The sequence below is a fragment of the Sphingomonas sp. Root710 genome, from assembly GCF_001429065.1.
Taxonomy (GTDB): Bacteria; Pseudomonadota; Alphaproteobacteria; order Sphingomonadales; family Sphingomonadaceae; genus Rhizorhabdus.
This window is the reverse complement of the sequence record NZ_LMIB01000001.1, coordinates 94512-119335: the sequence shown is the minus strand read 5'-3', so window position 1 is coordinate 119335 and position 24824 is coordinate 94512. Positions and strand designations below refer to the sequence as shown.

The window sequence follows — 24824 nt, the reverse complement described above, 5'->3', positions numbered from 1 at the left end:
CCGCATGGTTTGAGTTGGCTCAATGATCTTGGCCAATCGCCCTCTCTAAACCTGGACGCTCCGACGTCACGGCGCCATAGGCCGTTTGTATGGCCGAGAATGTGGCCTCCCACAGCTGAGTAACCCCCTCAAAAGATTGCGTATCGCGTGTCACGTTTTGCGCATAAAGTATGTTGATGCCCAGAAGCAGGGACACCTGCTCCTGCGGGGTGTCACTGCGCAATTCACCCGAAGCCACCGCCAGCGCGACGCCGATGCGGATGCAGGTCTCGTTCTCGGCCGTAAAGTTCCTCAATGTTGCCTTCATTTTTGGCGAAAGCGCTTCCCAATCGGAGCGCAATCGCGATGCCAGGCTCCAGGGATCCGACGTCAAACCATCGGGATTGAACCGCTCGTAGCGTGCTTGCAGAAAGTCCTTGATCCGCGCCATCTTCTCATGAAGCGTCAGCTGGCTGGCGGTGAAGGTCGAGCGGTAGAAGGCTACGGTTTCGGCAGCGTAGTCTTCCACGACCTCTTCGATCAGCTGATCCTTACTACCGAAATGATAGTGCATGTTCGCCCGGGTCGTGTGGACCGCTTCGGCGATTTCCCGGAAAGTGACAGCATGGTAGCCGCGTCGTGTTATAAGTTCGGTGGCCGCGGCCTTGATCTGGTCTCTCACTGCTTACTCCGGCTAAGCCGCTCGCTCGGGCTGGCATATGTCACCGCTCGCGATCTTACGGTTGCTCGAGCTGCATAGCGCCGGCTACGCTAAATGAGCCGGACTGCCAAGGACGCACCGCCTCACCAGCGAACTTCTTGAAGAACGAATGACGTTGACAGCCTCCCAACTGCGGCTGCCCCGTTCGATGTCGGGCAGCTCGATCGTCTCGCAAGGGTGTAGCGATTATCCGGTAGCGTTGGCTGGTCAGCGTGCTGAGATCCCAGTCGATAGACGCACGTGCCTTGGAGATCGGTTTTCAAGCCTGACTCCGCTACAAACGCTTCGACGCAGCGTCAGCGACATGATGCAGGTGAAATCCGCCGCATAGCGAGGACACAGGCCGAATGGGCTTACCGGCTGATCTTGCCGAGCAACCATCGTCCCGGTCCTCGCTTCGCGAACGATCCTAGAAGGAATACCTTAGCTCTGCGCCCAACGTCCGCGGCTGGTTGATCGTCACCCGCGTGCGCCCAGGCGCTTCTACAGCCGCTGCGGTGATATCGCTCAGGCTAGCGCGTTCATCGGTCAGGTTCTTGGCAAAGACTGCCAGTTCGTAACGCTCGTCAATCAAAACGCCGACTCGCGCATTGATGATTTCATAGGCAGGGCGGACGCGCGGAACGAGGCGCCCCGTCGCCGGATTGACGTTTGCGTTGATGGAACTGTCGCTGCTGCCGACATAGGCATAGTCGGCATGGACGAAGCCCTGAAGCGTATCGCTCAGATCCATACGATAGTCGGCGTTGAAATTGAAGTTCCACTTGGGCACCTGTGGGATCCGATCGCCGGGCTTGAACTTCGAGCCACCAGTGAGGCCGGTGAACTTAGCATCCACATAGCCGCCACCCGCAGAAAGTGAGAGGCCATCGAACGGGTTTGCACTGATTTCCAGCTCAATGCCCTGACTGCGTGCAGTGCCAGAGTTGTTTTTGAAGTCAAACCCGCATGGCAGCTGCACCTTTTGCTGGATGTTGTTCCAGTCGATGCGAAAACCGGCGACGGATGCCCGGAGGCGGCGATCGAACAATGTCGCTTTGGCGCCGACTTCGTAGCTCCACACATTGTCCGACTTGAAGAAGGCGGCCTGATCGGGCGTCAAGCCCAAGGCGGCGAGGTCGGAGGTGCAACCGAAAATTTCCGGAAACAGCTGATTGGGGCCACCCGGGCGAAAGCCCTTTGCTGCCGTGGCGTAGATCTGGTTGCCGCGCGAGAACTCATACTGGAGCGAAAACTTCGGCGTGACGCCGCTCTCTTTCAACGTCTGCGCGGTGCGCTGGTCGAACCCACCATATACAATTCCGCGGCCCGTGATTGAGGAGGTGGTTTCCGTCTTGAACACGCGTGCGCCGGCGATCGCGGTCAGGGAAGGGATGAGTTCCCAATTCACCTCGCCATAGGCGGCGTAATCCTTCTGGCGGGTCGGCCAGTCCTTCGCATAGATGAAGTCGGTGCCCAGCGCGCCCCCAGTGGCCGCGTCAATGCCGGGTATGATATTAGGCGGCGACATCTGGTTGGAGCGCGTATTGTTGTAGAACAAGCCAGTCACGATCTGAACCGGGCCATCGAATGCCGATGTGAAACGAAACTCCTGCGAGAAGGAATTGACCGGCGATCGCACATCGAGCGAAGTTGGGATTGCCTGCGGCAGGCCGAAGGCAAACGCGATGAAATCGGTTTGATCCTCGACATCACGAGCGCGCCGGCGGAACAGCGTCGTCGCCGAAGTGAAGCTGCCATATGAGGCCGCCAGCTTCACATCGACCGTACCGAGCAACCAGCGATCGGTCGTGCGTTCAGGAACGTCGGAGCCGCGGCGCTGATCGAGCGAACGAACGACCAGTATATTCGGGGTGGTGCTGGCGTTGTTCACTGCGACATCGGCCAACTGATAGCCGTTCAGCCGGGTGTTCTGATAAAGGATGCGCGGAGTGATCGACAGGTTATCGGTGAGCTTGACGATCGCGGCCGCCGAAAAACCATCGGTGCGCGATTGACCCACGTTGCGGAGCGACCGCGTGCCGCCTCCCGCCACGTCGAACGTGCGCGTGAAATAGCCTGCGTCCCGCTGATGCAAGCCGACCAAGCGCAAGCCGACCCGGTCCTGGACGATGGGCAGGTTCACCGCGCCATCGAACTGATAGTTCGGACGATCGGTGTTGCGCGTGGTTGAAATCGCGGCATGCATCCGGCCCGATAGTTTGGATGCGTCCGGCTGAATGGTGATCAGGCGCACGGTGCCGCCGAGCGAGCGAGCGCCATATAGCGTGCCCTGCGGTCCGCGCAGCACTTCGATACGTTCTATGTCCAGAATTTTCGGATCGAGCGACTCGGACAGCGGTGAATCGTCGATGTAGAAGCCGGTGGTGTTGACGTCGGAGATGCCGCGCACCGCGATCGATCGGCCGGAACTCGGTCCGACGCCGGCGACGGCGAACGAGAGATTGGGAATGCTCGCGGCGTAATCGAAGAACGTCGTCGCAACCTTGCTTTCGAGCGCTTGCGCGCTGACCGCGGTGATGCTCATCGGCACGTCCTGAAGATTCTGTGCACGACGGCTCGCGGTCACCACGATATCGTTGGATTCGGAAACCTGCGGCGTTGCCGAAGCGCCAGGGGCTTGGTCTGCTTGAGCGCTGGTTGAAGCATCTGCTGCAGCGGCAGGAGACGTTGCGGACATTGCAGCGGACGACGGATCGGTTTGCGCAATCGCCTGGGCGGGTAGCCCCAGGGCGGCCAGGACGAGGACGGAACTCGAATATAAGAAAGACTTTGCCATTATGATTACCCCTTCTTTGTTCATAACATTGAGAGCGGAAGCTATGGGAGAGCCGACGGCTAAACGGTTCCCGGCACGGCTTGATGATCGGCCGCCGTGTGTCCGAGAATGGCTTCGCGCGGCCCAATCTTGAGGATTGTGGACTTGATCTCAGTGAATTCGAGCAGCCCCTCGAGCCCATTTTCCCGGCCTTGGCCGCTCTGCTTATATCCGCCGAACGGCAATTGCGGCGCGGTCTCGAGATAGGTGTTGACGAACACCGTGCCACTGCGGAGACGCCGCGCGACACCCAACGCCTTGCTCACATCCCTGGTCCAGATGCCGTTCGCGAGGCCGTAGTCCGTGTCGTTGGCGAGCGTGACCGCCTCTTCGACGCTCTCAAACGTCGTGACACTCAGCACAGGGCCGAACACTTCTTCGCGAAACAAGCGCATATCGGGGCTGACGCCGGCAACGATGGTCGGCGACATGAAGAAGCCGTCGGCGAATTGATCGCCCAGCCGGTCACCTCCGGTGACAACTTCCGCGCCTTCGCGCTGAGCGCTTTTCACATGACCCAGAACCGAATTCAGATGCGCTTCGTGGATCAGGCTGCTCATGTCCGCCGACTCGTCCAGCGGCAGGCCGATTTTCAGCCGCTCTGTCCGCTGCTTGAGTTCTTCCATGAACCGAGGCGCGATCGAAGCTTCGATCAGCAATCGCGCGCCCGCAACGCATTCCTGACCCTGATTGAGCATGAAGCCGAACAGCACGCCATCAATCGCCGCATCGAAATCGGCGTCGGCGAAGACGATGTTCGCAGCCTTGCCACCAAGTTCCAGCGCGACACGCTTGACCGTGCCAGCCGCTTCGCGGGCGATCGCCTTGCCGACTCGCGTGGATCCCGTGAAGGAGACCATGTCGACATTGGGATGCGAGACGATCGCGCTCCCGACGCTTTCCCCGGTTCCCGTGACGACGTTGAACACGCCGCCAGGCAGCCCGGCCTGCGTGGCCAATAGCGCCACTTCGAGCGCTGTACCCGAGGTCAATTCGGAGGGCTTGAGGACAACCGTGCAGCCGGCGGCCAGCGCGTAGGGAAGCTTCTGAAAGAGCGTGAGCAGCGGAAAATTCCAGGGCGTGATAAGGCCAACGACGCCACATGGTTCACGGGTGACCAGGCCCAATTTGTCCTCGCCCAGATTGTTGAACGATTGGCCGCTCAGCTGCCAGGCTAGGGCCGCTGCATAGCGGGTCAGCTGAGCTGACATACCAACTTCAAACCGCGCAAAGCGAACTGGCTTGCCAACTTCTTCGGCCTCGATCGCACCCAGCCGATCTACGTTCGCGTCGAGCAAGTCTGCAAAGGCGTTCAGAATTTTGGCGCGCTGCTCGCCCGGCATCGCGTACCAACCTGCATCATATGCGGCCCGGGCAGCTTGAACGGCTGCATCGACATCTTCGGAACTGCCGGCGGCAAACTCGGCCAACAGCCGGCCATGTGCAGGCGAGTGACGCGAAATCCGTTCGCCAGAAGCGCACTTCCAAGCCCGCCCATTGATGAAGTGGTCGTTTCGCCGAACCTCGGGCATTTCTTTCGAAACCCTTCTTAGGAGCCAACTTGCAGTCTCGCGACTCGTAAAACTGACTTACGTGTTAGTCAACAGCATTCCCCGCAAATGGGATAAAACGCCCCGTGCTAGGCTATTATATTGGGATAGCCCCAGTTGACTGACTTGCGAGTCAGGTATATTTGTTGGGAATGCGCTGACCCGCTTTCCGTGGCGTCGGCCGCTCGAGCTTTAGCCGGAGGTGCCATTGGAACAGGGGAAGCGCATCGCGTTGATCGGCTATGGCGCGATGGGGCAGAGTCTCCGAGCTTCGCTCGCCAAGTCGGGCGACGGGCTCACAATCGCCGCGGCGCTGCTGCCGACGTTGTCTAGTTGCGATGCCGCGAGTCGCGATAGTGTTCGGGTCTTTCATGACATTGACGACCTTGTCGCATGGAGGCCCTCGCTCGTCGTGGAATGCGCTGGCCATGCCGCCGTTCGCGATATCGTGCCCCCGCTGCTGCGTGCAGGTATCGATGTCGTGATCGTCTCGATCGGCAGTCTGTCGGATGCTGGACTAATAGATGAACTGGAAGCGGCGGCGCTTGCCGGCGGCAGCCACCTGATTGTCGCTTCCGGTGCGATCGGCGGGCTCGATGCCCTTCGTGCGGCCAAGCGCGCCGGGCTTACCTCGGTCGTCTATCTCGGCTGCAAGCCACCCGCGGCATGGCAGGGGTCCGCTGCGGAATCGCTTTGCGATCTTCCGCAGATCACCAGCCGCACGGTGTTCTTCGAAGGCAACGCCGAAGAAGCGGCACGTCGCTTCCCAAAAAACGCGAATGTCACCGCGGCGGTCGCACTGGCCGGTCTGGGCTTCGACCAGACGAAGGTCGTGCTGGCCGCCGATCCGGCGATCACCTGCAACAGTCACAATGTTACGGCGACCGGCGCATTTGGCGAGTTCTCAATTGCGCTGCACAACAATCCGCTACCGGATAATCCGAAGACGTCGCTGCTGGCGGCGATGAGCGTGGAGGCGAGCATCGTACGGCACTTTGCGCCACTGGCACTTTAGCTCTTGGGGGCAGCCCGGGCGACCGTGCTCTGCCCATATCGTTCGCGCGGCATCAGACTTACGAAAGACCACTGAGGATATACGATGGCAGCCAACGAGATGGATGAAGTCTATGATGCGCTGATCGTCGGTGCCGGCCCCTCCGGGGCGGTGACCGCGCATACGCTTGCAATGGCCGGACTCAAGGTGATTTGCCTCGAGCAAGGTGATTATGTCCTGCCGTCCGACTATGCCGCGAACCACGACATGTGGGAACTTGTCGTGCGCGGGCATTGGGCGCCGGAGCCCAATCATCGTCGCAATCCGGCGGATTATCCGCTCGAGGTGTCCGACACGGACCTGCCGCCTTCGATGTACAACGGGGTGGGCGGTTCGACCCTACATTACAGTGCCTTATGGGCGCGCCTTGCGCCTTCCGACTTCCGAGTACGCACGCTCGACGGTGTCGCCGACGACTGGCCGATCAGCTATTCGCAGCTGGCGCCATTCTATGCCGAGATCGATAATTTCATCGGTGTGTCCGGGCTTGAGGGCGACCCTGCTTTCCCCGAGGGCTATTCCCCGCCGCTGCCGCCGATGCCGCTGGGCAAATATGGCATGAAGGCTGCAGAAACGATGAACAAGCTCGGCTGGCATTGGTGGCCGCACGCCAATGCCATTCCCAGTCAGAAGATCGGTAACCTGGCCGCCTGCGCCCGCTGGGGCACCTGTACGCAGGGTTGCCCGGAAGGGGCCAAGGCTTCGTTCGACCTCGCCTATTGGCCCAATGCGATCAAGGCTGGCGCTAAGCTGGTCACCGGCGCGCGGGTATCGCGGATCACTGTAAGCGATGCGGGTGCCGCGACCGGAGCCGAGTGGATCAAGGGCGGCGAGCGTTTCCACACCGCAGCGCGTCACGTTGTGGTCTGCGCAAATGGCATCGGCACGCCGCGGCTGCTTTTGCTCTCGGCGAGCGAGCGCCATCCCGATGGTCTCGCAAATTCGTCCGGGCTAGTGGGCAAGAATCTCATGCTTCACCCCAATTGTGCGGTCATGGGCTATTATGACGAGGATCTCGAGTCCTGGCGCGGACCGGCCGGCTCAGCGATCAGCTCGATGCAGTTCGCTGAGACCGATCTCTCGCGCGGGTTCGTTCGCGGTTCAAAGCTTCATGCCTGCCCGACACCGGGTTTGCTCATGACCGGCATCGATCCGCACCGGTTGCTTCCGTTCGATCAGCTGTGGGGCGACAGTTTCCATCAGGTCATCCGCGATGCGCGCAACTCGATCTTCTGGGCAGCGAACATCGACGATCTTCCCGAGGAGACCAACCGCGTCACGCTCGATCCTTCCTTGTGCGACAGCGACGGTATCCCTGCGCCGAAGATCACCTATGCTTTCAGCGAGAACACGCTGCGGATCCGCGAGTTCACTCTTGCGCGACTGGCGGAAATCCACCGGGCCGGCGGCGCGAAGAAGATGATAGAGATCGCCTATCTCCCGGGCGAGCCAGGTCATCTGCTCGGCACCGCCCGGATGGGCGACGATCCGCAAACTTCGGTGGTCGATGAATATGGCCGCGCGCATGACGTGCCGAACCTCGTGATCTCGGATGGCAGCATCTTCGTCACAGGTGGTTCTGCCAATCCCACCAGTACGATCACAGCCTTGGCGCTGCGCAATGCGCGGCGTCTTGTCGAGACTTTGGAGCAAGGAGCCTGAGCGATGGCCGATGTCTTGACCAGCCCGGTGACCGATCGTCTGTCGGTTTCACAAGTCCGCAAATACCCGCCGCGCCCCCTCACGCTGCTTGAGGTCGAAACGCTGCGCCGAGTCGCAGATGCGCTGATCCCGCCAGGGGACGGTGTGCTGTCGGGTAGCGCAATACCCGATTTCGAAGCACTCGTGACGAAGGCCGTCGCTATCCTGGATAAGGGCTTTCCCCAACTGGTCGCCACCTTGGCAGAGCTAGCACCGGTGCCCAGCGGCGATCTCTGGCCAACACTGCAAGCGCTCGCCGCCCGTAACGAGCCGGCCTTCTATACGTTGTCCACCACCGTTGCCGGTGCATATCTCTATTCAAAAGAAGTGCGCGAGCAGCTGAACTACCCGCTGCCGCACCGCAATCCGCCCGGATTTTTCGATGCCGCCGACGAGCTTTCGAGCGGAATCCTCGATCCCGTCATGGCAGGCGGGTTTTCTTACCGGACTGCCGACTGATGCCCGCCAATTCGCCGCAACGCCGTGGATATGGCGCTGCCTCCGAGACGATGGAGTAACCGACTGTGGAAGATCTCAAGATGTTGCGAGGGCCACTTCACGAAGGCCAACGCGAAGCGTTCCTCTTGCCCGCCGGAACGGGTCAGGCCGAATTGATCGCAGGCTTCGCCGACATCCGGACCCGGATCGCAAATTACGCCGATGAGGAGGCGACCTTCTCTGTCATCGATATCGACGTGCCCGTTGGCGGCACGATCCCGCGACACGCAAGTGCGACCGGCGACCGGGTTCTGATCTGCTACGCAGGGACTGGAAAGGTCCGCTGGGCGAACCGGGAAACCGGGATCGCCCAAGGCGCGGTTGTGTTCTGCCAGCGCGGCGCGGTCGTCGAGATCGTTCAGACCGGCAGCGACCCGCTGCGGCTGACGATGGTGTCGCTGACGGCGGATGCCGCTGAGCGCGATGCGCTGTTTCCGCTGGACCGCCAGGGGTTGTCGCAAGCGGCCCAGACCGCGCAGGACGGCATGGTGCTGGTCGAGGCAGAGGAAGAAGGCGAGCAATATTGGCAGGCCGCACCGAGCCTTGGCTATATCACCCTCAAATTCTCCACGCTCGATCCCTATTATTTCAGCGCCTCGTCGCAGACGCTCGATGCCGATGCCGCCGTGCGCGAGCATGGTCACCAACGGTCGACCGAGATTGTCGTCTGCACGCGCGGCCGCGGCCTGTGCATAGTCGGTGACGTTGAGCGGGACTTCGCTGAGGGCGATCTGCTTATCCTCCCGCCCGGCATCACGCACCGCTTCGTCAACAACAGCGGCAAGCCGTGGACCTACACCGGCATTTTCACGCCGCCGAGCGTCGAAAGCGCGCTGCGCGAGACGGGCATGCGAAAATTGCCGGGCGCAGAGCGTCCAACCGACATTCCGCGCAATCCGACCACCGAGCGACTGCTCGTGGACAAGTACGGCTTCATCATTCCCAGCCTGCAATAAAGGCGCTGGTTCCTGCCGCCACAGGCGGTGCAGTTCGCATATTCGAAAGGTCGTTCATGTCGTTGCCCCTCGAAGGAATTAGGATCTGCGATCTGTCGCAGATCATGTTCGGTCCCTGCGGAACGCAGGTGCTCGGCGACTTTGGCGCCGATGTGATCAAGATCGAGAAGCCCGGTTCGGGCGACATCAGCCGATCGATCGACCGCTTTGCCGCACCCGGCGCCGAGAGCGCGAACTATATGGGGATGAACCGCAACAAGCGTAGCCTGGCGCTGGACATAAAGTCGCCCGAGGGGGTTGAGGTCGTTCGCACTATCGCCAAGGATTGTGATGTTTTCGTCCACAATTTCCGGCCGGGCGTCATCGAACGGCTCGGGCTGGACTATGAAGCGATCAAGTCGATCAACCCGGACGTCATCTACGTCGAGGGATCCGGATTTGGCACCACCGGGCCGCTGCGCAAGAAGGGTGGCATGGACTTCGTCGTACAGGCGCTTTCCGGCATCGCCGACGGCAACCGGGACCCTAGTGGCAAGCCTCAACTGGTCCCTGTGTCAGGCGCGGACTTCTCCGCCGGGATGATCCTTTCACAGGCCGTGGGACTAGCGCTGTTCCATCGCGAGCGCACCGGCCTCGGTCAGAAGATCGAGATCAACCTGCTGGATGTCTATTTGGTCATGCAGCAGCAAGAGGTCACGCAAAAGCTGTTGTCGGGCAACGATTTCAACCCGTTGCGGCAGGATCCGATGGATGTCTTCGAGACCCGGGACGGCCATATCGCCGTGCTTGCAGTGCTCCGCCCGAATCCTGTGTCCGACATCTGCCACGCGTTGGAGATTCCGGATGTCACCCAAGATCCGGAACTCAGCAGCCTCGAAAAGCAAATGGCCAACCGGGCACTGTACCGGACAAAACTGGGCGAAGGCTTTTTGAAGTTTAGCTCGGCCGAATGCGAGCGGCGCCTGGAGGCGGCCGGCATTCTTTCCAGCACCGTGCTGAGCCTCGGAGAAGCCCTCGAGCATCCGCAGGTCGAGGCCAATGGCAGCCTGATCGAACTCAATCATCCGACACATGGCACCATCCGCACCATCGGCAACGCCATCAAGACCACGGCCGTGCGCCAAATCGCACTCGTTCCGCCGCCCCTGCTTGGACAGCATACGGAAGAGGTGCTGGCTGAATATGGCTATTCAGCCGAGCGGATTGCCGAGCTTGCGCGGGAAAGGGTCGTGGCCGGTGACAGCCGAAACGCCCAAGGAACACCGTCGCCGGCTTCGGTGGCGACGGCCTGATCGCGCGCGCGATGACTCTCGGCTACACCAGCAAAGGGTCGGGCCAGCGGTCGGTACTGTGCGTGACCGGGCTCGGCGGCCATGCCGACTTCTGGAGCGAGCTTGGCGACTCTCTCGCGGATGAGTTCAGGGTGATCAGCTTCGACCAGCGCGGCTGTGGTGCGAATATCGCCGTGGAAGGCCGGCATACGCTCGACGAGATCGCGGCGGACGCGCTGGCGATACTGGACGATGCCGGCATCGATCGAACGATCGTCATCGGCCACTCGATGGGCGGCGTCATCACGCAGGGCCTGCTGATCGATCACCCCGAGCGGTTCGAGGCGGGTGTCTTAAGCGGGACGTTTTGCGTCTTCGACTGGTACATGATGGCGGTCGGCGACCTGCGACAGCAACTGCTCGACGGTGGCGGCGCAAGGGGGTGGGGCCAGCTGTCGGCGCTCCTGGCCATGCCAGCAGGTGATGTCGCGGACCCGGCCTATGATCTACGCGGCCGGCTGGAGCGGATAACGCCGCGTATGCCCGACGCGGTGATGATGAAGCGGATGCAGGCGCCCTATGGGTTCGATCGACGCGATGCGCTGCGCCAACTCGCATTGCCGGTCATGGTGATCGGCGCGTCCGACGATCTGCTCGCCCCGATCTATCAATCGCGGATGATCGCGGACCTTGTGCCAGATGCCCAGCTCGAAATCGTCGATGGGGGTCACTTTTTCCCTAAGACTCGCCCCGATCTCTATCGTGAAAAGATCGGCGGGTTCGTGCGCTCGCTCGGGCCACTCGCCGTGTCTGCCGAGCGCAAGTGACGCAATGAACGGTCTCACGCCACCCCCATCCAGCCAGGTTAATACGGTGGATGTCGTCGTTGTCGGTTCGGGCGCTGCCGCGCTCACTGCCGCGATGACGGCCGCAGTTGCGGGTAAGTCGGTCCACATTCTCGAGAAAACCGCCTGGATCGGCGGCACGAGCGCGATGTCGGGCGGCATGACGTGGATTCCCACCAATCACTATGCCGCCGAGGCGGGGCTGGCCGACAGTACCGAAGAGGCGATGGCCTATATGCGCGCGGCCTCTCCGCCGGGCTGGCAAGAAAGCGAAGACGCGCTTTGGCAGGCCCAGATCGAGAACGGTCCTGAGATGCTGCGCTTCGTCGAAGCGCATTCGCCGCTGCGCTTCTGCCTGACCGACGTGCCGGACCCGTTCGAGGACGCGCCGGGCGCGAAAGCCAGTCGCGTCCTGTCGGTCGAGCCGATCAGCAAGCGCATCCTTGGCGCCTATCGCAACAGAATACGCCGTTCGACGGTGCCGCAACGGCTTACCTATCACGAAACGATGGCGGCCAATCTGTTCCGGCATCCGATCCGCGGCATGATGGGTCAATGGTTGACCCTGTTGCGTCGCTGGCGCAGCGATTCCATCGCACAGGGCGGCGGCTTGATCGTGGGCTTGCTCAAAGGCTGTCTGGACGCTGGCTGCACGATTGAACTCTCGACCCGCGCGTGTGCGCTGACCCTCGATGAAACCGGCGCTGTCAACGGCGTCGAGATCGTCCGTGACGGCATATGTGAAGTGGTTCACGCTCGCATGGGCGTGATCCTCGCCAGCGGCGGCTTCGAATGGGATGCGGAAATGCTCGCCAGGCATTTCCCCAGCGAGGTCGACTTCAAGAGCGGGCCGAGCAGCAATGAAGGCGACGGCCACAAGATGGCTGAGGCTATCGGCGCGACCTTCGCCCATATGGATCAGGGCAACATCGTCATCCAGCCGCCGATCCGTTACGAAGGCAAGCTTCACGGCCTGCCGCTTCGCATTCATACCGAACCCGACGCCATCATCGTCGACCGCAACGGCCGGCGCTTTGCAAGCGAGTATGAATATTGGGTCTATGATCGGATCATGGATCGGGACGAGAATGGCGACCTGATACACCAGCCAGCTTGGGTCATCAGCCATTGGCCAATGGTCCGCCGAACGCCATTGATCCGATGGTTCCGCCATTTTAAACTGGGGTGGCTGCTCAAGGCGCGCTCGATCGAGGAACTGGCGGCGAAGACCGGCTTGCCACCCGCGAACCTGATCGAAACGGTCGCGCGGTTTAACGGGTTTGCACGCACTGGCAAGGATCTCGATTTTGACCGCGGCGCGGCCTCTCCCTACGAGCGGTCGCTGGCCAGCAGGCTCGGGACGATGCGGGAGATCGACCGCCCCCCCTATGTGGCATACCGATTCCGCCCGTCGCTGCTCGGCACCAAGGGCGGCGTGCGCACCGACAGCACCGGACTTGCCTTGCGCGCCGACGGATCGGGCATCCCAGGGCTCTATTGTGCGGGCAACGTGATGGCTAATCCAACAGGCGCCCGCACGCCAAGCCAGGTCGGCACGACGATCGGCCCATACATGACATGGGGCTATATCTGCGCGCGAGCGCTTCTCAAGCAAAACGCCGCGCGATGAGCGCGATCCCCTTCATCTCCTTCTCACGAGCCGGCCAGGAGTAGCATTGTATGACCAAGGATATTCCGACGTCCGGACCAGAGGATTTCGCGCGCAACGTCGTGCTCGAGCGGCTGGCCGACCAGGTTGCATTGGTCCGGTTTGACCGCCCGGACAAGAAGAACGCGCTGCACAGTTCCATGATAATCGAACTAGGCCGTATCCTGACTGACCTTCGGACAGACGACACCATTCGTTGTGTGGTGATTACCGGGGGTAGCACCTGTTTCGCTGCGGGTGCGGACATCAGCGAGATGGTGGCATTCGGGCCAGCCACCGTGGCCAATGCGCCGGCGCGCGTTGCGGCATGGACGGCGATCGAGAGCTTCGAGAAACCGTTGATCGCGGCCGTCAACGGCATCGCCTTTGGGGCGGGGTGCGAACTCGCGTTGGTCTGCGACTTCATCGTCGCTGGGGAGACCGCTCGGTTCGGGCAGCCGGAGATTAAGATCGGCGGTATGCCCGGTGATGGCGGTTCGCAACGGCTGCCGCGTAAGCTTCCCCCGAACGTCGCAGCTTATCACCTACTGACCGGCGAGCCGATCGATGCCCAGCACGCGTTACAGCATGGGTTGGTCCAGGAATTGTGCGACCCGGCCGATACGATTGATCGCGCAGTCGCCCTGGCGGCTGTGATCGCACGTCAGGCGCCCTCCGCCGTGCGGGCCATCAAGGCATGTATCGCAAAGGCCGTCGGCGCCACATCCGACAATGGCCTGGCGTTCGAACGCGCGACGATCACAGCGCTGACGCAGAGCGAAGATTCCAAGGAAGGAATGCGCGCCTTCGTCGAAAAGCGCACGCCAGTCTTTTCGGGGCGTTGATCGCGACGGCAAGGTGATTGCCCTAAACCCGGCCAGTCTGCGAACCGCCCGATGAGCGCAACAGGATATCGAAAGCGAGAGCATGTCATGAGCCAAGCCGGCGCCGCGCACTTTCAATCCAGCCGAACCATCGCACTCAGCCTGCTGATCGGGACAGGCGGGCTGACGATCTTCGGAATCATGCCCATCGTGCTCGGCGGTCTGCTCAACGCTGGACGCATCGACGCCGCACAGCTTGGTTGGGCGGCAACGGCCGAGACCCTGACCATGGCGCTGGGCCTGCTGATCGGCGCGCGCATGCTCACGCGCGCGGTGACGCGCTGGCTCGTCGTACTCGCCGGCGCCGTAATGGCCATCGCCAATCTCTGGACGATCGCCGCAGCAGGACCCTGGACGATCCTAGCCAGCCGCGGGGCGGCGGGATTGGCCGAGGGAATGCTGATCTCGGTCACGGCGCTCTCGATCGCCTTCTGCCCCGTACCTGCCCGCCTGAGTGGTCTATTCCTGACGGTCAGCGTGCCGCCGCCGCTGTTGCTGGCGTACACGCTGCCAAGCTACATCATGCCACGGTTCGGCTCCTCTGCCGGTTTCGTCGCGCTGGCCATCATCGGGCTGGTTTGCGCGGCGGCAGCCACTTTCATCTGCGACGATCTTGCGCACAAGCTGGACGAGGGACGCCGGCGCGTGCGCTGGACACTCCTCACCTGCCTGGCTCTTGGCGGCATCCTGCTCTCGTCCGCCGGTTTTGCGGCCGCCTGGGCCTATGTCGATCCTCTAGCAGTCGGGCACGGCCTTTCACCCGGCCAGATCGGAACCGCTGTAACCGCCACGATCGCCGGGCAGTTCCTGATCAGCCTGTTCGTTGCGAGCTATGGCTGGCGCATGCCCATGATGATAACGTTGCTCGTCATGTCGGCTTTGCAAGCCGCCCTCGCTCTGGCGCTGATTTGGACTGGGTCGCCGCTCGGATTTGCCGTTGCTCTCGCGTCATTCGGATTGCTCTGGCAGGGGGCGGTTCCATTCGCGACAGCCCTGCTGGTCGCGATCGATGAGTCTCGCGCGCTCGCGCCGATGTTCTTCCCGATCCAGCTTATCGGCATGGCGATCGGACCCTTCCTCGCATCATTCGTCGCGGGGTCGAGCGTGGCCAGCGTGCTCGTCCTGGCGGCCGTGCTCTACGGCATCACGGCGGCAATCTTTCTATTGGTTGGCCAAGTCGCCGCCCGCGATGGCGTGATCCTTCCACGATCCGTTGATGTGTCCTGACAAGCCGCGACCCGAGGGGAGCTTAGACCTGCGGCAGCCTTGGCAAGATTGCTGGTAAAACCTAGACACACGAATTCTGGCGCCAGGAGAGACTCGAATTACTCCGCTTTAGGACTCGAATCGGGCCTCCTCAGAGATGAGTTAAGATTGCCCGCTCCGGGTAAGAGCGCGCGGCCAAGATGAGTAGCCCCTAGATTTCTGGACGCCTTCGATCCTAATTTTGAGGACAGGAGGCGATGATGGGGAAGCCCAATTTCAGCGATGAGTTCAAGCGTGACGCGGTGGCCCAGATCACCGAGCGTGGGTATCCGGTAGCCGAGGTTTCGCAGCGGCTCGGCGTCAGTCAGCACTCGCTGTATTCGTGGAAGCGGCAGCTGGCGAGGCAAGTGTCGGGCGATGCCGGCAAAGATGCCGAGATCCGTCAGTTGAAGCGCGAACTGGCCCGGGTGACCGAGGAGCGCGACATCCTAAAAAAAGCCACCGCGTATTTCGCCAGGGATGCAAAGTGAGATACGCGTTTGTTGCCGAGCATCGTAACCAGTTCAGGGTTCGCTCGATGTGTCGGTGCCTGCGCATCCAGCCCAGCGGCTTCTATGCCTGGCAGAAGAGCCCGCTGAGCCAGCGGGCTCGGGAAGATGCTCGGCAGACGGAGCTGCTGCGGCAGGCCTGGAACGACGTTGGCAAGGTCTATGGCTACCGCAAGCTGCACGATGACCTGTTGGATCACGGTGAGACCTGCTGCCTCAACCGCGTGGCCCGGTTGACCAGGCTGGCGGGTATCAGGGCGCAGATCGGCTACAAGCGCAGGCCGGGCAGCTATGGCGGCAAGCCGTCCCTGGCGGTCGACAACACTCTGGATCGCCAGTTCGACGTAGCGGCACCCGACCGGGCCTGGGTGACAGACATCACCTACATCCGCACCTTGGAAGGCTTCGCCTATCTGGCTGTCGTGATCGACCTCTATTCCCGCCGGGTGGTGGGCTGGTCGATACAAAGCCGGCAGACCACAGACGTAGTGCTGCAGGCGCTCCACATGGCTGTATGGCGGCGCAAGCCGAAGCAGCGGGTGCTGATCCATTCGGACCAGGGCTCGCAGTTCACCAGCATGGACTGGGCTGCCTTCATCCGGGCCCACAATCTTGAGCACTCGATGAGCCGACGTGGCAACTGCCACGACAACGCTGTGGCCGAGAGCTTCTTCTCGTCGCTCAAGCGTGAGCGCATCCGGCGCCGCACCTACAAAACACGCGAGGAAGCCCGGCAGGACCTGTTCGATTACGTCGAGATGTTCTACAACCCGGTGCGCAAGCATGTCAGGAACGGGATGCTGTCGCCCGTCGAGTTCGAACGGCAGCGGATTTTGAAAGCGGAAGGCGTCTAGAAAACTAGGGGCTACTCACCAATGTCCGCCCCGTCAGCTTTGGTCACGGCGCTCGCACATGCGATTGCCCCGGGTTGTGCTATCGAATCCAATGAGCTCGCGCAGAGACATCAGGGCCTCGTTCGCGACGAGAGGCTCCTCGGCATGGCGCTCGAAGGGAGTGGGCTGAATGCGACGACGCGGCTGTGGGTCAACCACCCCTGCCTCGTCGTTCCCTCCGGCTGGGCGCGAAAGACTGGTTTCGAGCGGGCCGCGGCGAAGTTCGCCGCCAAAGGCTGGCCGGTCTATCTCCGTGCATCCGGCGGATCTGCTGTTGTGCATCGGCCTGGCATCCTCAACGTAAGCCGCATTGAGCCCGCATCGCCGAACGGCTTTACGATCGACACCGCCTATGGCGCGCTTGTCGAACAGCTTCTGGTCGCGCTCGCCTCGCTGGGCATCGTTGCGGATGCCGGCCCGGTACCAGGCAGCTATTGCGATGGGCGCTTCAATATCCGCGCCACGGACCGAAAGCTGGCTGGTACTGCGTGCCTAGTAAGGCGGACAACTTCGCGAGCGGCTATTCTCACTCATGCGGCTGTAAGTATAGAGGGGGATGTCGCGCGAGACGTAGCCATCGTGTCGGCATTTGAGGCGGCATTGGGCATACGGGCCATCTATCGCGCCGACCGACATTGCACGGTACAGCAATTGGCCGATGCCGCCGGGTCGCGGATTGGGGGCTAAGCGGGAACCACCCGACCGAAAGGAAGCCCAACAACAAGGCCAATCAACGCAGGCATCTCGTCGCCGTGAATCAGGAAACGCCCGCATGCTGCTCGCAAATGAATTTCTCCCCGACACATTCGCGGTGGTAGAATGAATGGCCGCTTTCGGGAGGTTAAATAAATAAACCGGATGACCGATTATAAGGCGCGAAGCGGCCGTTTCTCCTAAGGCCGGCCAGAAGTTAAAACATCTGGGAAGCGTCGCCTTCATTCACGACGATGGTGCAGCCACCATGTCGCCAACTCTTGTAACCAACGATTCCGAAGCCTACTCGATCAGCTGCGACGCTGGCACCCCCAGCGGCTTGGCTAGTTTCTCGACCACAGCGATCGTAGGATTTCGCGCTCCGCGCTCGATGTCGCTGACATAAGTGCGATGGATCCCGACTTCGTCGGCATAAGCCTCCTGGCTCCAGCCCTTCGCTGCACGAAGGCGACGTACATTATTCCCCAAGCGCGCTCGTATATCCACGCCCAGATAAAGACACCCATGTCGACGATCGATCTACAGACGATCAGTGACAAATAGGTTGACTGCCGCCCCACGTCGAGCATTGGTCTTGTCACTCATAGACGACATTGGGTTAGCCCGGAACGCGTCTTGAGGGAGGCGAGCGCGACGAAGAGGCCCGAAGCCAAGACGTCGCTGCGCAATGCGGGGGCGACATATGGCGAGACGGAAGGGAGCGCAGGCGAAACGCCGTCGCCCCTCTTCGTCGTCCGCCGCGCACAATAACATCGGACTTCTACGTTTGATGCTGGCCACGGGGGTGGTCTTTGGTCATGCATGCGGCCAATTCGGACCCGGCGCCCCTTTCAGAGAGCCCATCCTTACCCTGATCCCCGGCACCCTCGACCTTGCCTCGCTCTGTCTCGACGGCTTCTTCCTGATCAGCGGCTGGTTGATCACCATGTCGAGGCTGCGCTCGCGCAGTACCGCCGATTACCTGTGCCGCAGGGTTATTCGCATTTATCCAGCGTTCCTACTGGCCTATGCGCTGAGCATCTGGCTCATCCACAGCCTTTACGCCGCGCCCGGCTCACCGCAGTGGTGGCGGCTGGCGCTGTTGCAGGCGCCGCCCGCATTCCAACATGAGGGCACATGGTGGAACGCCAACGCCCCCCTCTGGTCGCTGGCTTTCGAGTTTCGCTGCTATCTGATGGTCGCCCTGCTCGGAGCGACAGGCATGCTCGCCCGCCGCGAGATGATCCTGAAGCTGGCCCTCACGCTGCTCACCTTGTGGCTGCTCTCGCGCTACCCGCCTCTCAACTGGCGGCTGCACAGCCTGCAATATGCTCAGAACTGGCCACTGCTCTACGCCCTCATCGGCGAACCCGCAGCGAGCCTGCGGCTGTTCACGATCTTCTTCACCGGGGCAGCAGGCTATCTGTACCGCGACGACATCGAAAGGCTAATCGACCACCGCGCGGCATTGGTCTCCGGCCTCTGGGCGTTGCTGCTGCTTGGACACCCCAGCGTAGCGGAATGGGCGATCTGCCTGGTTGGAGCGCCCGCACTCTACTGGCTCGCCTTCAGGGCAAACCTCGGTCCACTCGGCCAGATCAACCGCCGAACTGACATCAGCTACGGCACCTATATCTATGGCTGGCCCGCCGGCCTGTCCCTCGCGATGGCTGGCTTCAACTTCTGGCCGTATCTCGCCATCACGGTCATCACCAGCTGGGCCTGCGGCTGGCTGAGCTGGCACCTCGTCGAGAAACCCACAAAGGATATGCTGCGGCTCCCAGCGCTCCTCATAAATCGGCTGGCGCGCGAACGATCAGAGCAGCGTGTTCCGGCCAGCATCCATAGTGACTGACGGCGCCAAAACACAGAAATTGCCCGTGCTCCTATTTTCAGCGAAACAGGGCTTGGGGGGTTCATGCTCCGCGTCCCTGATAAGTTCTGCCGAACGACCGCTTTTAGCAAATCAGGCCCGTGCTTCGGACGACGAAATTGGGGCGCAAAGCTGCAATGTGGAGGTCCGAGCCGGAATCGAACCCGCGTAAGCATTTTAACTGAAGCGCCCGCCTCGCTTAACATAATTCCCGTTCACACAGGGACTGTCTGAATTTTTGTGCGCGGGGCCGGTTGTAAACCTCAGGCCGAGAAGCGCTCGCCGAAGATGACGGCGAATTGCACCTTGGCCTCGAACCACTCGCGCGGCGCCCGTTTCCATTCTTCGGCCGCCTGGTTGAGGACGAGGTATAGCAGCTTCATCGCGGCGTCGTCACCGGGGAAGTGGCCCCTGGTCCGAACCGCCCTGCGCAGCTTGGAATTGAGCGCTTCGATGGCATTGGTCGTATAGATGATGCGGCGCACGCCTTCGGGAAAAGCGAAGAAGGGGATGACATGCTCCCAATGGCGCCGCCAGCTCTGGGCGATGGCCGGGTATTTACGGCCCCAATGGCTCTCGTCAAAGGCGTCCAGCGCCGCCCGGCCGGCGTCGGCCGTTTCGGCGCGATAGATGCTCCTCAGGCTCTGCGCGATCAGCTTTCGATCCTTCCACGAGGCAAAGCCCATCGAATTGCGGATCAGGTGGACGATGCATGTCTGGACGATGGTCGCCGGGAAAACCGCGTTGATGGCCTCTGGGAAGCCCTTGAGGCCATCGACCACGGCGATCAGGATGTCGGCGACGCCGCGGTTCTTGAGCTCGTTCATCACCCGCAGCCAGAATTGGGCGCCCTCAGTCTGTTCGATCCAGATGCCCAATATCTCCTTGGCGCCGTCGGGCAGGATAGCGAGCGCGATGTAGACCGCCTTATTGCGGACGAAACCCTCGTCCCGGATCTTCACCCGGATCGCGTCGAAAAAGACCAGCGGATAGCAGCTGTCGAGCGGCCGGCCCTGCCATTCGGCGACGGTTTCCAGCACCGCATCGGTGATGGTCGAGATCAGGTCGGGCGATACATCGATGCCGTACAGTTCCTCGAGATGCCCCCGGATCTGGCGCACCGTCATGCCGCGCGCATACATCGACACGATCTTTTCGTCGAAACCAGGAAAGCGCCGCTGATATTTGGCAATCAGCTTCGGATCGAAGGTCCCCGCCCGATCGCGCGGAATCGCCAGCGTCAGCCGCGATGTGTCGGTCAGCACCGTCTTGGCCGAGCTGCCGTTCCGGCGGTTCGTTCCGCCTGCCTCGGCTTCATTCTCCAGATGGTCGTCCAGCTCTGCCGACAGCATCCGTTCCGACAGCGCCTTCTTCAGTTCGTCGAGAAGTCTATCCTTACCAAATAACTCCTGCGGATCACGGCCCGCCAGCAACTGGTCCAACAGCTCTTTGTCGATCGCCATATCGATGGTCCTTTCTTTCCATCTTTATGGCCCCGCGCACAAAAATTCAGACAGTCCCGGCGAACCCGCTCGCTCAGCGGGCTCTCACGCGAACGAATGATGCGCTTGTGGTCTTCCTCCTCCTCGCTGGGAACACGAACCACCGAGCACATGTCTCCATCGCCCCGGTACAGCGCCATAAGCACGGTGAGCATGCCGCACGCATCCGTCCGGTCCGTTTTCACATGCTTTCGTCGATGGCTGATCTTGATGCTGGCGGAGTCGATAACGGCGTTCAGAATGCCCCGTGCTTCGAGTGCCCGATGAAGCCAGAAGCCATCATAGCCCGCCTCATAGCACGAGCAGATTTCGACATCTGCAAAGCCGCGCTGCTCAGTCATGCATGGAGCCATGCCCAAGTGGCGGCGCAGGACGCGATTATGGAAGCTACCGAAGCATGATGCGACGGTTAGTCGCTACAAGCTGATAAGTCCCTCTGGGACCTGGTACTTCCATATCGCGTAATTCTTGGCGATCACCGCTGCCATGATCTCAAGTTCGGGAGAGCGAACTCCACGTTTGTAGCTCATGATTATCGGAGAGGTCGCCGTTTCTGCAAGTTCCCGATAGACCACGTCGCCCGTACGGGCGCGACGTACCGATTCCGGGACGATCGCGATCCCCTCCTCGGCGGCCACCAGCCCGATCGCGGTTTGCAATTCGCGCGCCTCTTGGGCGATGCGCGGCTCGACGGCATGGTCGCGCAGCAGCGAGATGACCTGATCGGCATAGCTGGGACGCGGCTCGCGCGGATATATAATGATCCGCTCATCGCGCAGATTAAGCAGCGAAATCACTTCCTGCTGTGCGAGAGGGTGGGTGGCCGGCAACGCTGCGATCAGTGGCTCGTCGCGCAGTACGACGCGGCGTACCTCGGGATCGTCGAAGCGGATGCGTCCAAAGCCGACGTCGATGCGGCCCTCCTTCAGTGCAACAATTTGATCGAGCGTCGAGCTCTCGACCAGCACCAGTTCGACATCGGGCGCCGTGGCGCGAAAGGCCCGAATCAGCTGGGGCAGGCGGGCGTAGATCGTCGAGGCGACGAAACCGATCACGAAGCGACGTTGCCGGGACGCCACCATCGATGCCATGGTGCTTCGCATCGCCTCCGCCCGGTCGAGCACGCTATGCGCCTGATCGAGAAACAGCCGCCCCACCGCGGTAAGACGCAGCGGGCGGGTGCTACGATCGATCAGTTCTGCGCCGACCTCGGCTTCGAGCTGCTGGATAGCGCGGCTCAATGGAGGCTGGGCGATGTTCAGCCGCTCCGCCGCGCGATTGAAATTCCGCTCTGTGGCGAGCGTGACGAAGTAGCGGAGATTCCGGAGATCCATGCCATTTTCATACCATAGAGGTATATTAATGCCACCCAAACGGTCTTTGAACCCGATCAATCCAGCCGATAACCTCCAACATATCCAAACCGTATATTTGGAAGGAGGGTGCCTGGGCATGGCAAGGCGGAGTGACATAAGCGGCAGAATCAGGACTGCCGTCGTCGACGATCCTCAAACCGGCGCCTTCCGCTGTCGTCGCTATATTTTCACTGACCCGGAACTGTTCGATCTGGAGATGAAGCACATCTTCGAGCGCGGTTGGGTCTATCTCGCCCATGAAAGCCAGATCGCCGACGCCAACGACTATTTCACCAGCTGGATCGGCCGGGTGCCGGTCGTGCTGGTGCGTGGAAAGGACCGGGCGATCAACGCCTTCGTCAACGCCTGCTCGCATCGCGGCGCGAAGCTGTGCCGTCGCAAGCGGGGCAATCAGCCGCTGATGGTCTGCCCTTTCCATGGCTGGAGCTTCAGGACCGACGGATCGCTGTTGAAAGCCAAGGACGCGAGCACGGGGGCCTATCCCGAGAGCTTCGACCGCGACGGTTCGCACGATCTAGCGCGGGTCGCACGCTTCGAAAATTACCGCGGCTTCCTGTTCGGAAGCATGGATCCCGACGTCCTGCCCCTGGAGGATTATCTCGGCGAAACCCGCGTGATCATCGACCAGATCGTCGACCAGGCGCCCGGGGGAATCGAGATCCTGACCGGCAATTCGACTTATATCTTCGACGGCAACTGGAAGTTGCAGATGGAGAACGGCTGCGACGGCTATCATGTCAGTTCGGTCCACGCCAATTATGCGGCGACTATGACGCGCCGGGCCGAAGGCGGGACCAAGGCGGTCGACGCTAATGGATGGTCGAAGGCGGTGAGCGGGGTCTATGGCTTCGAACACGGCCATATCCTGCTGTGGACGCGGGTGCTCAATCCCGAAGTGCGGCCGATATGGGCGCAGCGGGTGGCGCTCGAACAACGGCTGGGCGTACAGCGCGCCGAGATCATCGTCAGCCAAAGCCGTAACCTGGCGCTCTATCCCAATGTCTTCCTGATGGATCAGTTCTCCACTCAGATACGCGTCGTCCGCCCGGTGAGCGTCGATAAGACCGAGGTAACGATCTATTGCTTCGCGCCCAAGGGAGAGAGCGCCGAGGACCGGGCGGTGCGCATCCGCCAATATGAGGATTTCTTCAACGTATCCGGCATGGGGACGCCCGACGATCTGGAGGAGTTCCGGTCGTGCCAGTCGGCCTATGCCGGGGCGGGCGAGCTGTGGAACGACCTGAGCCGCGGCGCGCTGCGCTGGATCGCCGGGCCCGACGACAACGCCCGGGCGATGGGGATGAATCCGCTGCTGTCGAGCGAGCGTTCCGAAGATGAAGGACTGTTCGTGCGCCAGCATGAATATTGGGCGCGAGCGATGCTGGCCGGGATCGATCGCGACGCGGCCGAGCCGCAGTTGGAGGCAGCGGAATGAACGCGCTGCTGGAGCGGGACCGCACCGGTCTGTCCTATCAGGATGTCTGCGCCTTCCTTTATCGCGAAGCGCGCTGCCTGGATGATCGCGCCTGGGACGAATGGCTCGACTGCTACACGCTCGACGTCGAATATTGGATGCCGGCCTGGACCGACGACGACGAGCTCACCACCGATCCGCAGAGCGAGATTTCGCTGATCTATTATCCCAATCGCAAGGGGCTGGAGGATCGCATCTACCGGCTCAACACCGGGCGGTCGGCGGCAAGCGCACCCCAACCGCGCACTTGCCACATGATCGGCAATGTCGAGATACTGGCCGAGCGCGAGGGCGCGATCGACGTCCGCTACAACTGGCACACGCTGAGCCACCGCATGCAACAGACAGCTCAGTTCTTCGGCACCAGCTTCTGCACGCTGGACATGACCGGTGGCGCGCCGCGGATCAGCCGCAAGAAGGTTGTGCTGAAGGACGACTACATCCACCAAGTCATCGACATCTACCACATATGAGCAACGCGGCTTCGATCTTCGGCGGGCGTTTCGCAGGCAAGGTGATGGTCGTCACCGGCGCGGCGCAGGGCATCGGCCGCGGCGTGGCACTGCGCGCGGCGGCGGAAGGCGGCCGCGTTCTGCTCGCCGACCGGGCCGACTTCGTCCATGCCGTCGCCACGGAAGCGGACGGTGAAGCGGTGGCGTTCGTGTGCGATCTCGAAAAATATGACGGCGCGGCGGCGATGGTTGCCGAGGCGGTCCGCCGCTTCGGTCGGATCGACATATTGATCAACAATGTCGGCGGAGCGATCCGCATGCGTCCCTTCGCAGAATTCGCGCCGGAGCAGATCGACGCCGAGATACGCCGCTCGCTGATGCCGACGCTCTATGCCTGCCATGCGGTGCTGCCGGTGATGCAGGCGCAGGGCGGCGGGACGATCGTCAACGTCTCGTCCAACGCCACGCGCGGCATCCATCGCGTACCCTATTCGGCGGCAAAGGGCGGGGTCAACGCGCTCACCCAGAGCCTGGCTATGGAATATGCCGAGTCACTCATCCGGGTCGTCGCGACCGCGCCGGGTGGCACCGAAGCCCCTGCGCGCCGCATACCCCGCAATCCCGATGGCGACGATGCGCGCGAGCAGGGCTGGATGCGGGATGTGGTCGAGCAGGTAACACAATCCAGCTTCCAGAAGCGCTATGGGAATCTGGACGAGCAGATCGCGCCGATCCTGTTTTTGGCATCGGACGAGGCGAGCTATATCACCGGATCGATCCTGCCCGTGGCCGGCGGCGATCTGGGCTGAACGCTGGATCAGACCCACGGCGCGACAGTCTTACCTGACGTCGCAGGGGCGCACATCGCCGTTCAAGACCATC

At 61.7% G+C, this 24824-nt stretch carries 22 protein-coding genes; 16 read left to right on the top strand and 6 right to left on the bottom strand.

Annotation, left to right across the window (positions count from 1 at the left end):
* Window positions 1–19: 19 nt before the first annotated feature.
* The 3 genes from ASE00_RS00535 to ASE00_RS00525 all read right to left on the bottom strand — a co-directional run bounded on the left by ASE00_RS00535 (window position 20) and on the right by ASE00_RS00525 (window position 5050).
* Complete coding sequence (locus tag ASE00_RS00535) at window positions 20–661, bottom strand: TetR/AcrR family transcriptional regulator (RefSeq protein WP_056376871.1); 642 nt, start codon at window positions 659–661, stop codon at window positions 20–22.
* Window positions 662–1109: 448 nt separating this feature from the next.
* On the bottom strand, window positions 1110–3479 hold the full coding sequence (locus ASE00_RS00530) for a TonB-dependent receptor (RefSeq protein WP_082594362.1): 2370 nt from the start codon (window positions 3477–3479) through the stop codon (window positions 1110–1112).
* 59 nt (window positions 3480–3538) lie between these two features.
* Complete coding sequence (locus tag ASE00_RS00525) at window positions 3539–5050, bottom strand: aldehyde dehydrogenase family protein (protein WP_056376867.1); 1512 nt, start codon at window positions 5048–5050, stop codon at window positions 3539–3541.
* Between the two features lie 250 nt (window positions 5051–5300).
* On the opposite strand from ASE00_RS00525, the gene ASE00_RS00520 reads away from it, so the two are divergent.
* The 11 genes from ASE00_RS00520 (at window position 5301) to ASE00_RS00465 (ending at window position 17259) form a co-directional block, all read left to right on the top strand.
* On the top strand, window positions 5301–6083 hold the full coding sequence (locus ASE00_RS00520; RefSeq protein ID WP_200957859.1) for an aspartate dehydrogenase: 783 nt from the start codon (window positions 5301–5303) through the stop codon (window positions 6081–6083).
* Between the two features lie 84 nt (window positions 6084–6167).
* Window positions 6168–7784 (top strand): GMC family oxidoreductase, encoded by a 1617-nt coding sequence (locus ASE00_RS00515; RefSeq protein WP_056376862.1) that lies wholly within the window; start codon window positions 6168–6170, stop codon window positions 7782–7784.
* Window positions 7785–7787: 3 nt separating this feature from the next.
* A complete protein-coding gene (locus ASE00_RS00510) occupies window positions 7788–8282 on the top strand; it encodes a hypothetical protein (protein WP_056376861.1) in 495 nt (164 codons plus the stop codon).
* 65 nt (window positions 8283–8347) lie between these two features.
* Window positions 8348–9277, top strand: coding sequence for a cupin domain-containing protein (locus ASE00_RS00505; RefSeq protein ID WP_056376859.1), 930 nt, complete (start codon window positions 8348–8350; stop codon window positions 9275–9277).
* 56 nt (window positions 9278–9333) lie between these two features.
* The gene (locus ASE00_RS00500; protein ID WP_056376857.1) at window positions 9334–10569 is read left to right on the top strand and encodes a CaiB/BaiF CoA transferase family protein; all 1236 of its coding nucleotides are present in this window, start codon (window positions 9334–9336) and stop codon (window positions 10567–10569) included.
* Window positions 10570–10580: 11 nt separating this feature from the next.
* Entirely contained in the window at window positions 10581–11375 is a 795-nt protein-coding gene (locus tag ASE00_RS00495; protein ID WP_056376855.1) for an alpha/beta fold hydrolase, read from the top strand.
* 46 nt (window positions 11376–11421) lie between these two features.
* Window positions 11422–13023, top strand: a complete 1602-nt coding sequence (locus tag ASE00_RS00490) for an FAD-dependent oxidoreductase (RefSeq protein ID WP_162256376.1) — start codon at window positions 11422–11424, stop codon at window positions 13021–13023.
* Window positions 13024–13073: 50 nt separating this feature from the next.
* Window positions 13074–13886 carry an enoyl-CoA hydratase/isomerase family protein gene (locus ASE00_RS00485; protein ID WP_056376852.1) on the top strand — a complete coding sequence of 271 codons (813 nt, stop codon included), beginning with the start codon at window positions 13074–13076 and terminating at the stop codon, window positions 13884–13886.
* Window positions 13887–13937: 51 nt separating this feature from the next.
* A complete protein-coding gene (locus ASE00_RS00480) occupies window positions 13938–15152 on the top strand; it encodes an MFS transporter (protein WP_414819823.1) in 1215 nt (404 codons plus the stop codon).
* Between the two features lie 239 nt (window positions 15153–15391).
* Window positions 15392–16533, top strand: a protein-coding gene (locus ASE00_RS00470; RefSeq protein ID WP_156405332.1) for an IS3 family transposase whose coding sequence is annotated in 2 segments (ribosomal slippage) — window positions 15392–15632 and window positions 15632–16533 — 1143 coding nt in all. Because the reading frame shifts where the segments join, the coding sequence is not laid out codon by codon here.
* 144 nt (window positions 16534–16677) lie between these two features.
* Window positions 16678–17259, top strand: coding sequence for a biotin/lipoate A/B protein ligase family protein (locus ASE00_RS00465; protein WP_156405213.1), 582 nt, complete (start codon window positions 16678–16680; stop codon window positions 17257–17259).
* A 309-nt stretch (window positions 17260–17568) separates the two neighbouring features.
* On the opposite strand, the gene ASE00_RS22720 is transcribed toward ASE00_RS00465, so the two are convergent.
* Window positions 17569–17754: a helix-turn-helix domain-containing protein gene (locus ASE00_RS22720; protein WP_235538478.1), complete on the bottom strand. Its 186-nt coding sequence runs from the start codon at window positions 17752–17754 to the stop codon at window positions 17569–17571.
* Between the two features lie 199 nt (window positions 17755–17953).
* Here ASE00_RS22720 and ASE00_RS00460 point away from each other — a divergent pair, with 199 nt between their 5' ends.
* Window positions 17954–19120 carry an acyltransferase family protein gene (locus ASE00_RS00460; RefSeq protein WP_082594356.1) on the top strand — a complete coding sequence of 389 codons (1167 nt, stop codon included), beginning with the start codon at window positions 17954–17956 and terminating at the stop codon, window positions 19118–19120.
* 281 nt (window positions 19121–19401) lie between these two features.
* Here the strand turns inward: ASE00_RS00460 and ASE00_RS00455 are convergent, their stop codons facing one another.
* A complete protein-coding gene (locus tag ASE00_RS00455) occupies window positions 19402–20601 on the bottom strand; it encodes an IS256 family transposase (RefSeq protein WP_056376842.1) in 1200 nt (399 codons plus the stop codon).
* A 236-nt stretch (window positions 20602–20837) separates the two neighbouring features.
* Between ASE00_RS00455 and ASE00_RS23680 the strand changes: the two genes are divergently transcribed.
* Window positions 20838–21041 (top strand): hypothetical protein, encoded by a 204-nt coding sequence (locus tag ASE00_RS23680; RefSeq protein ID WP_162256374.1) that lies wholly within the window; start codon window positions 20838–20840, stop codon window positions 21039–21041.
* 15 nt (window positions 21042–21056) lie between these two features.
* Here ASE00_RS23680 and ASE00_RS00445 read toward each other — a convergent pair whose 3' ends face one another.
* Complete coding sequence (locus ASE00_RS00445; RefSeq protein ID WP_056376838.1) at window positions 21057–21974, bottom strand: LysR family transcriptional regulator; 918 nt, start codon at window positions 21972–21974, stop codon at window positions 21057–21059.
* A gap of 118 nt (window positions 21975–22092) precedes the next feature.
* On the opposite strand from ASE00_RS00445, the gene ASE00_RS00440 reads away from it, so the two are divergent.
* The 3 genes from ASE00_RS00440 to benD are packed head-to-tail and all read left to right on the top strand — an operon-like array spanning window position 22093 to window position 24751.
* Window positions 22093–23451, top strand: a complete 1359-nt coding sequence (locus tag ASE00_RS00440) for a Rieske 2Fe-2S domain-containing protein (RefSeq protein ID WP_056376836.1) — start codon at window positions 22093–22095, stop codon at window positions 23449–23451.
* Complete coding sequence (gene benB, locus ASE00_RS00435; RefSeq protein WP_056376834.1) at window positions 23448–23963, top strand: benzoate 1,2-dioxygenase small subunit; 516 nt, start codon at window positions 23448–23450, stop codon at window positions 23961–23963. The genes ASE00_RS00440 and benB overlap by 4 nt, the downstream gene beginning before the upstream one ends.
* Window positions 23960–24751: a benzoate diol dehydrogenase BenD gene (gene benD, locus ASE00_RS00430; RefSeq protein WP_056376832.1), complete on the top strand. Its 792-nt coding sequence runs from the start codon at window positions 23960–23962 to the stop codon at window positions 24749–24751. The genes benB and benD overlap by 4 nt, the downstream gene beginning before the upstream one ends.
* The last annotated feature ends 73 nt before the right edge of the window (window positions 24752–24824 follow it).

Coding starts and splice junctions, on each gene's coding strand:
- ASE00_RS00530 (WP_082594362.1), bottom strand. CDS start 3,479: ATGGCAAAGTCTTTCTTATATTCGAGTTCCGTCCTCGTCCTGGCCGCC.
- ASE00_RS00525 (WP_056376867.1), bottom strand. CDS start 5,050: ATGCCCGAGGTTCGGCGAAACGACCACTTCATCAATGGGCGGGCTTGG.
- ASE00_RS00515 (WP_056376862.1), top strand. CDS start 6,168: ATGGCAGCCAACGAGATGGATGAAGTCTATGATGCGCTGATCGTCGGT.
- ASE00_RS00510 (WP_056376861.1), top strand. CDS start 7,788: ATGGCCGATGTCTTGACCAGCCCGGTGACCGATCGTCTGTCGGTTTCA.
- ASE00_RS00500 (WP_056376857.1), top strand. CDS start 9,334: ATGTCGTTGCCCCTCGAAGGAATTAGGATCTGCGATCTGTCGCAGATC.
- ASE00_RS00495 (WP_056376855.1), top strand. CDS start 10,581: ATGACTCTCGGCTACACCAGCAAAGGGTCGGGCCAGCGGTCGGTACTG.
- ASE00_RS00485 (WP_056376852.1), top strand. CDS start 13,074: ATGACCAAGGATATTCCGACGTCCGGACCAGAGGATTTCGCGCGCAAC.
- ASE00_RS00480 (WP_414819823.1), top strand. CDS start 13,938: ATGAGCGCAACAGGATATCGAAAGCGAGAGCATGTCATGAGCCAAGCC.
- ASE00_RS00465 (WP_156405213.1), top strand. CDS start 16,678: ATGGCGCTCGAAGGGAGTGGGCTGAATGCGACGACGCGGCTGTGGGTC.
- ASE00_RS00460 (WP_082594356.1), top strand. CDS start 17,954: ATGCGGGGGCGACATATGGCGAGACGGAAGGGAGCGCAGGCGAAACGC.
- ASE00_RS00455 (WP_056376842.1), bottom strand. CDS start 20,601: ATGGCGATCGACAAAGAGCTGTTGGACCAGTTGCTGGCGGGCCGTGAT.
- ASE00_RS23680 (WP_162256374.1), top strand. CDS start 20,838: ATGGCTGATCTTGATGCTGGCGGAGTCGATAACGGCGTTCAGAATGCC.
- ASE00_RS00445 (WP_056376838.1), bottom strand. CDS start 21,974: ATGGATCTCCGGAATCTCCGCTACTTCGTCACGCTCGCCACAGAGCGG.
- ASE00_RS00440 (WP_056376836.1), top strand. CDS start 22,093: ATGGCAAGGCGGAGTGACATAAGCGGCAGAATCAGGACTGCCGTCGTC.
- benB (WP_056376834.1), top strand. CDS start 23,448: ATGAACGCGCTGCTGGAGCGGGACCGCACCGGTCTGTCCTATCAGGAT.
- benD (WP_056376832.1), top strand. CDS start 23,960: ATGAGCAACGCGGCTTCGATCTTCGGCGGGCGTTTCGCAGGCAAGGTG.